This is a genomic window from Bremerella sp. JC817 (genome assembly GCF_040718835.1).
Classification (GTDB): Bacteria; Planctomycetota; Planctomycetia; order Pirellulales; family Pirellulaceae; genus Bremerella.
In genome coordinates, this window is record NZ_JBFEFG010000275.1 from 1 (window position 1) to 8332 (window position 8332).

Sequence of the window (8332 nt, forward strand, 5' to 3'; positions counted from 1 at the left end):
TCCTGGATCTGCTGCGTTCTGCTCACGTGGACGCAGGAGCGATCGACACCGAGTTGTGGTGTGTCGATGGAACGACCGTTCGAGCGGCCAGATGTGCTGCCGGAGCCGTGAAAGGGGGCGGATGAAGAGGCTAGCTGTGAAGCCTTAGGCCGCAGTCGAGGGGGATTTAGCACGAAGATCCACCTGCTGTGTGACTCGCATGGCCATCCTCTACACGCCGTTCTTTCGCCCGGCCAAGCCCACGAGTCCACGTGCTTGCACGAGCTTCTGGGGACGTGCGAAGTGCGAGGCGAGGACTCGGACGAGATCATCATGCCCATCTTTCTCGCTGGCGACAAAGGATACCGGGCCGAATGGATCGACGAGTACCTGGTCGTGACCGGCATCCTGCCCATCATCCCCAGCAAATCGAACGAAGACCGAGATGCTCGCTTCGTTAAGTTCGACCGGCAAACATACCGGCGACGCAACATCATCGAACGCTTGATCGGCTGGCTGAAAGAATGCCGCCGCATCCTAACCCGCTTCGAGAAGCGAGCGAGAAACTTCCTCGGTATGCTCAAATGGGCATTCATTCAGCGGTACTTGAAAACCATGTGTTGATAGGGTTTTCTGACAGAGCCTAATGTCTACATTTCCTGGATCCGACGATGTAGTACACGGATTCTTGAACTTTTCAACGGCTGGGTAGCACTGGCACGACCAGTTCCAGGTTCCGAATCCCAGGTGTGCCACTGGCCTCTGGCCAGTGCGAAGTGCGTGTCAGGCCACCAGGTCATTTTCGCTTCGACCAGGATCGATCGTTTCGTGATGGAAAGCATGGCCACGCAGGGGCGTGATTAGAGGATCTTAGCTTGTTTGGGTGAAAGCGTTGGCTCGTTTCTAACTGCCATGATCTCATCACATCGAGTACCGACTCTTCCGCCCCTGCAAGCTTTCTTTCAACTGATTGATTTCGAGTTGAACTTGATCGTACCGTTCGGTTTGTCCGAGAGTTTTCAGGATCGGCAGGTAGTCTTCGCGATACTGTAGCCTTCTTTCGAGTGGAAAGCCGGGAAGTTGGCCAGAAACGGATAGCAGTTCCTCGTAGGCCTCGGGGACTTTATCGTAGTCATTCCCTGCGACTTTTGCTTGGGCATACTCTTGCAAGAGGCGCAGGTAGAAAGGGGCTTCTGGGCCAGCTTTGGGTGGCTGCTTGTTGAGCCCTGCTCGAGCATATTGAAGCGCCTTCACATGCTGCTTCTCTTGATTCAACGCTTCTGCAAGTAGTCCGGTGACGAGGGCAAATCGCGAGTAAATGTGCTCGTTCCCATCTTTCTGAAATGAAGCGACAGCCTGTTCGCCTGTTTGTATCAGCGACTTGCGATCCTTCTTCTCGTAATAAAGTCCCGTCAAGGTAACCAGGAGTTCGCGGTACAAATAGCTCTCGGTCAAGTTCAAGGTTTCAAGCACCTTCTTGGCGTCGAGGGCTGTAGAAATCGCTTCGTCTAAGTTCTCTTGGCAATACAACAGAGTGCCGGCGAACTTGCTTTTTAAATTGACCACGATGTAGGACGAGTGGCCGTAAAGTGGTTCTGCAAGATCGAGCGAGTGCCTGAAGTGTCGAGCCGCTTCAAGATGTTTACCGGCTTGGGAGCTGAAGTGAGCCTTGGCTTGTTCCGCGAGTTGTTGCTCGGCAATTTTGCGGCGGGCTGGGTCAAGCTTGGCCACTTTCTGCAGGTCATTCATGATGAACTCGATCTCGGGCAATTTAAGAATAAGCGGCTCATTCTTACTCCCCTGAGTACGATCGTGCAGTTCTTTGACCGCTTTAAGTTGACCTTCAAAGTCTAACAGTAAAATACCTTGCTCGTATTGCTGAATAAGAGCCGCCTGGATGTCCATCATGCTCAATTGCGAGTCAGGCTGTTCCGCCGTAACTGTGCCGGTGGCTATGGAAATCAGCAGCATCGTCACCAATGCTATTGGCTGTCGAATATGGCGATCTATTCCCATGAGAATCGGCCCCTATCCGTAACCGTTCGTGTCGTTCATAGGACGCGTCTCGACGCACCCAACGTGGTCGATCGGCCGAGTGGCACTAGCAACGACATTTCCAGCTCCCGCATCTTAGGTGTGCCACGGGCCTCTGGCCAGTATCTCGATGACTGAAACAGGTGGCAACCTGGTCCCTGCTTCGCACTGGCGCCTCCAATTTGAGCACCACCTCAGCGAACCAACACCGCCTCATCAAGTCTGCGGTGAATATACGAAAGCATGGTGAGGGCATACATTGCGTCGGTCCGATTCACGGCCCAGTGAATCTTAGGTGAATGTGCTGTCACGTTGCGAAACGTCCCAAAGACTCCCTTAAGGAGATTAGCAAAACCCTTCTGTTCAGACTGTTCCGATTCCGTCTGAAGGGTGTTGAGGGCAAGCCGTGGAGAATTAATTGAAAACACTTGGTCCACCAAACCACTTCCGTCAGCTTCAATGCCTGTACGATCTCGAATCTTTTGAGCGGCACTTTTGGTGGCTTCGAGAACGCAGTGAAAATAATTGTCTTGCAATAATTCAGCACTACAGAATGCTAGGATATCGGGATGAACCGCACGATGTTGTAGCTCAGATCGAAGCTCGTTAGCCCTTTCGTGAGCTTCGGAGATTGTAGAAGCGGCTGAAATTGGGACTGCCTCAGCCTTTTCGTTAATTGAAATCCCAATGAATGCAAGTTGATAATTTATTGACGCTCGGAACGCTTCAAACTCTGGAATACGGCCAGCAAAACGTGATGGATGTATCAATGCACAGAGAAATGCGATGACGTTGTTGCCGCAGGAATCACGTTTCTGCCTAGTGGAAAGTGCAAACAGCATCCGTTCCCACTTTGGCGTACCGCCGCATTCCTCTATATCACACTGAGAAAACAGTCGGTCTAGCTCCCTATGCGTAGCTGCATCTGCAACGTCTCGACAAGTCGTTTCAAGGGAACTTTCTGGGAGTTGTGGTAGTGCTGCCATCTCAAGTTACTGCGATCTGCCTATCAAGCTACTTGGTGATTGTGGTGGGAGTAAAATGAACAAGGGATACTTAATGATCTTTAGGTACTGTCCTTCAAGTGATAGTGTCTTAACTGGGCACATCTGGCAACCTTCCCTAGTTACCGACCAAAGTGATTCAAGGAAGGAAGCCGAATGTCGGATCATGATCTAACGGAGTACCAGTGGAATGCAATCCGGGATTGTTTTCCGGATCGGCAAGGTTGCACTGCCAACCACCATTTCCAGCTCCCGCATCTTAGGTGTGCCACTGGCCTCTGGCCAGTGTCTTAGTGGCTGAAACCGGTCGTCAACCTGGTCCCTGCTTCGCACTGGCTAGAAGCCAGTGGCACATGAGAAACGGTATGGCCAGCCGCCCCACCCTGCCGAACGTGCCGACGTGCTAGTTCGCAATGCTGCGCGAACCAGGAGCATTCCTCGGAATGCTTGGCAAATGGCTGAGATTGCCAGTGCCTCCTGGTAAGAGGCTTAAGCTCAGTTTTAGACTAGCGAACATGCAGTGTCGTCGTCACTCCAATCCAGTTCTCGATTGCTACTCGCGAAAGGTATTGTTGCAACAGCTGTGAGGCTGACCAAGATGCGTGTCCCTGCCAAGTCAGTGCAGCAAAAGACACAAGGAGTGTCAATTGGATAATGGTGTTGGCCAATGATGTGAACGCTTGTGTTTGTGATAACCATTACAGCGGGCTGTGAAGCCTCCGGAACTCCGAACTCTCCAATGATTGGGACATCACAAGGGAGGCGTCCCGATTTCCTTTCAATCTTACAGACTAGATGTGACCAAGGGTTCTTCAATTCAGATTCTTCAACGAGTACTCGACCAAGTGCTTCGTCACACTTCCCTGCGATGCTAAACGAAGCCTCACGCGACCAGTGTAAGCGATCGGCAGTTGCTTGACTTCGCCTGGGCCTGAAGCCTCTTTCACTGATCTCGTATCTACGGTGAGAAACGATATCAAATAGGATATCGCCCTTCTCCAATGGCTCATCAAATTCCGCACATATCGTTGCTGACAAGTTTAGTTTCCGGAAATACTCCCGATTCATTAACAAAATAGCCTTCATTTAGCACCGTCATTTGCCATAAGTTCCAGCCCGAACGCGAGCAAGGTCATCGAGCTATTCCATTCGGCCAGTCGTCGCCAACACGTGCTCGGCGACAGATACCAGTCTGGCAGATCCTTCCAGCGAGCCCCGGCCGGGTGGCACTGCCAACCACCATTTCCAGCTTCCGCATCCCAGGTGTGTCACTGGCCCTCAGCCAGTGCGAAGTGCGTGTCCGGCCACCAGGACAATTTCGCTTCGACCGGATTGATCGTTTTGCGATGGAAAGCATGGCCACTGAGGGCTACGGCCATGGCACCCGGGCATTGTGTTGTTCATCTTTACGGATTTACATTCTCGACGGGATGAGGAATTGACTCTTCGAGTTTTCCTCTGAGTGCCTTCGCGTCGGCCTTCTTTCGCTCGATTGCTTGGTAATGCCCTGACTTCTTGTAACGCTCCAGGAATTGTTCATGCTTCCGCATTCGCCGTTGGGCATCTGCGATCAAATCGGGCTGCTCGCGCATCTCGTCCAGCAGTTCTCGATATTCTTTATATCCTTCAGGGTCTTCCTTTATTCGATCATCCAAAAATCGATCGGTCTCAAGTGCCTCGTACATAGATGGCTCTCCCACGTGCGGATTTGAGCCTCGCTTGAGGAATTCGACGGCAGCCGTAAAACCGCTTCCGACCAAGGCCTCTCCTACTGGTGTCAGTCCATTTGACTCTACCTCGTTGATATCCCCTCCGTGTTCGAGATACCACCAATAATGGTCTGCCTGATCCAAGTGGAACTCAAAGTTGGAATACGCATGGTGTAGGATTCGACTACCGACAGAATAACCTCGATCGAGCTTACTTTCGTCATTCGCGAAAGAAAGATCGGCACCCTTTTCGACGAGCAATTGAAACGTCGCAAAATTACTCTTGTCTCTTGCGGCAAGAGCCAAGGGAGTTAAGTGAGTATCCGAGCTTACATTGATTTTCGCGCCGAATTCGATCGCGAGTCGAGTTCCTTCCTCGCTCCCAAAAACGGCAAGAACATGCAATATGCTCAAATTCTTGTTTCCCTTCGCGTTGATTTGCGCGCCTTCTGTGATTAGTTGCTGTGCCGTCTGCTTTTGTCCCAGCAAAAGGGCCTCGACTAGCTGCGAGTCAATCTCTCTCGAAAAAACTTCCCGTATCGGCTTGGTACCGTGAGGCGGCGTAATGGTTTGAAGGTTCGGGCGTAAAAAATAGGGAATCCGAGCATCGAACGAATCGTCCGGCTTTTCTTGAGCAAGTGCCATTTGAGAACACAATATCAGAAAGAGCAAAGCGCGCAGGTGCTGAACAAACATGGCATCACTCCTACTTATCCGGAACTGAGACGAGGCTTAACGATTTCTGCCAAATGGGTGTGCCGGGCATGGCCCTGTTGCTTGTTTAAGGTATGCAGTCTTATGCATTGCAATACGTTCCATCAAACTCGGCCCCTAGAATCCACTGTTGTCATCGAACAGGGGCATTTCCCACTCATCGCCCAATAGGTGAGGCGGCAGCCCGGCAAGGTAGCACTGCCAACCACCAATCCCAGCTCCCGCATCTTAGGTGCATCACGGGCCTCTGGCCAGTGTCTTAGTGGCTGAAACAGGTTGCAACCTGGTCCCTGCTTCGCACTGGCTAGAAGCCAGTGGCACACGTTGGCTGTTGATTGGCTGTTGCCCGCTTCCAGGTTGCCACTCGTCCGGCGCTGCCTGGTGCGTCGAGACGCACCCTACGGGATTGATGTTGGGTTGCTCGTTCGATCAGCGTCGCTCGCTCCCCTTCCCCGTCCTTTAGCATCCCGGCCAGATTGCACTGCCAACCACCATTTCCAACTCCCGCATCTTAGGTGTGCCACTGGCCCGACCACCGCCAGGCCAACATACCTTAGCCACCGATCGCGACCTGGCCGAGTCGATGCCTGGCTGCTGTTCATGGAAAGCTCGCACATAAAAGGTGCCTGCCCAACACCGGCCGAAACAGATGTGCCAATGGCCAATGTCTTTGTAATTGAAACAGGTTGTCGACCTTGAGCAACTTTCAAATGGCGAGTACCCAGTGGTAGAAGAAGCTAGAATATGTCGTTGCAAGCAACATTCATCCGAGGAACGCTCCGCATATGAAAGTTGTCGTCATCTTGATGAAGTATTAGGGAACTCCCTAGAATAGGCGAGCTCTTAAAAAACGGAACGCCCCCTAACTCACCCGAAGAGTGGATGAGGGCAATTAGGTACGCATGTCTCGAGCGAACGTTGAGACTCATAGAGCGTCCATATGTTGCGTAAGGTGTAAAAGGAAAACGCTGAAATGAACGAGTCATTGCCGTCTTCTGCAACATTGACAAGCATTGCGATGCTAAAGCTAAATAATGATAGAGGCGCAGACTACCTGGACTACCTGAGGCCGTTTGTTCAGCAAGTTCTTGTTGACCATCGACCTGATCCTGTCACGGATCACATAGTGCGCGACCACGTTCTCGCTGATTTTGGGCTCGAGATTCCGTCACAAACAATTCAGATCGTTCTAAAACGACTTAGTCGAGACATCGCTCTGGAAAAGGATCACGGAAAATATCAAATTACGGGCGAGATTGAAGATACATGTATCACGGCGTCAAAGGTGAATGCCGAAAGGCATATAAATGCCATAATTGATGGACTCGTCGAGTTTTCGCGAACAACTATTCGCCCAATTGAATCACGTGCAAGTGCTATCGCGATTCTTGAATCATTTCTGGCGCGGTTCGGCGTCGATTGCCTTAAAGCATATTTGCGTGGGTCTTCAATTCCGAATACGAGCGAGTCACAGGACAATGAGATTGCAGTTGTTAGCAATTTCCTTATGTCATTGCAGTCATCTCAACCAGAAAGATTCGAAAGCTTTATTGTCCTTGTCCAGGGGCATATGTATGCCAATGCACTCATGTGCCCAGACCTGATCAACGCTCCCAAGAGCTATCGTGCGTGACCTTTTTCCTCGATACTCCATTGGTTGTTCAATTACTTGGTTTGGAGGGGGCGGCAAAAGAATCCGCGACATCTACATTAGTCAATCTACTCAAGCAACTCGCTGCTAAAGTCGCGGTATTCCAGCACACTGTAATCGAGATTAATCGCACAATTTGTGGCGCCGCATTGTACCTCGATCGTCCTGATGGAGTCGGGGGTATCGTGACGGAGGCCAGACGGACAGGCAAGACGCCGTCCGACTTGCGTTTGATTGCTGCAAATCTTGAGAATGGCCTGAAGGACGCAGGAGTCGAGGTGATAAAGACACCACGACACCAAAAGGAAAGTGAGATATCAGTTGAAGCATTTGAAAATGTAATGGGTGATAGCTTTACCCACCGAAATCCAAAGGCAAAGGAGCATGATGTGGAATGTGTAAGGGCAATTTACACACTCAGGGCTGGGACAGCTCCTGGAATGCTTGAAAGGTCGATTGCGGCATTTGTCACGAGTAATGGTGCGTTTGCGAAGGCAGCCTACGAATATGGGCAGCGTTTTGAAGAAAGTCAGGAGGTGTCAAGCGTTATCACGGATTTTAGCTTGGCGAATATGGCTTGGCTGAAAAACCCTATGGGCGCGATCTCGTTGCCGATAATGGAGGTGATGTCATACGCCTATGCCGCTTTACAGCCAACGCAACCTCTTATGGAGAAGTTTCTTAAGGAAATTGAAAAGCTTGAAGAGAGTGGGCTGGTTACTGCTTCGCAGCATCAGCTTTTTAGGAGCAGCCAGTTCGCTCAAGACGAGTTGGTTCGGCTCACGTTAGGTAATGACGAGGCGATTACGCCGGAATTGGTTTCAGAATCTCTTAAGAGGGTTGTTGATGAAATCCTGGGTGAGGAAGCCAAGAAGTTTCAAGATGAGGAGAAAGCGCATCTAGCTACGCAAGAGATGCTTGCCAAAGAGCTATATGAAAAATCTAAGGTCCAAAGCGCATTGTACTGGAAGAACCACGGGTTAGCGGTGCTAATTGCAGATGTAGTGGCGTGGGTAATAACAATAGTGTTGATCGTGGCGTTCATTGGAAGTTATTTTGTCGTGAACACGAGCTACTCATGGTTAGGGTATGTATTGGCGCTAGAAGCTGTTTCAAAACCCTGACGTTATAAGCTTGCGCCAGGCAACGATTTGCGTTACACCTACCATCGAAAGGAGTCCTTCGATGGCTGGAAAGCGTGAGGTTCTGCTCACCGACGAGCAGTGGAAAATGGTGAAGCC

The 8332-nt window shown here is 50.9% G+C and carries 5 protein-coding genes and 1 pseudogene; 3 read left to right on the forward strand and 3 right to left on the reverse strand.

The window, feature by feature from the left end; all coding sequences use genetic code 11:
* Window positions 1-138: 138 nt before the first annotated feature.
* Window positions 139-603: pseudogene (locus AB1L30_RS18115) on the forward strand (IS5 family transposase); the annotation flags it as partial.
* Window positions 604-900: 297 nt separating this feature from the next.
* Here AB1L30_RS18115 and AB1L30_RS18120 read toward each other — a convergent pair.
* From AB1L30_RS18120 to AB1L30_RS18130, 3 genes are all read right to left on the reverse strand, one after another.
* Entirely contained in the window at window positions 901-1950 is a 1050-nt protein-coding gene (locus AB1L30_RS18120) for a hypothetical protein (RefSeq protein WP_367014818.1), read from the reverse strand.
* Between the two features lie 257 nt (window positions 1951-2207).
* Complete coding sequence (locus AB1L30_RS18125; RefSeq protein WP_367014819.1) at window positions 2208-2855, reverse strand: TIGR02391 family protein; 648 nt, start codon at window positions 2853-2855, stop codon at window positions 2208-2210.
* Between the two features lie 1568 nt (window positions 2856-4423).
* Window positions 4424-5422 carry an ankyrin repeat domain-containing protein gene (locus AB1L30_RS18130; RefSeq protein ID WP_367014820.1) on the reverse strand — a complete coding sequence of 333 codons (999 nt, stop codon included), beginning with the start codon at window positions 5420-5422 and terminating at the stop codon, window positions 4424-4426.
* 991 nt (window positions 5423-6413) lie between these two features.
* Between AB1L30_RS18130 and AB1L30_RS18135 the strand changes: the two genes are divergently transcribed.
* The gene (locus tag AB1L30_RS18135) at window positions 6414-7073 is read left to right on the forward strand and encodes a hypothetical protein (RefSeq protein ID WP_367014821.1); all 660 of its coding nucleotides are present in this window, start codon (window positions 6414-6416) and stop codon (window positions 7071-7073) included.
* Window positions 7070-8215: a hypothetical protein gene (locus AB1L30_RS18140; protein WP_367014822.1), complete on the forward strand. Its 1146-nt coding sequence runs from the start codon at window positions 7070-7072 to the stop codon at window positions 8213-8215. The genes AB1L30_RS18135 and AB1L30_RS18140 overlap by 4 nt, the downstream gene beginning before the upstream one ends.
* The last annotated feature ends 117 nt before the right edge of the window (window positions 8216-8332 follow it).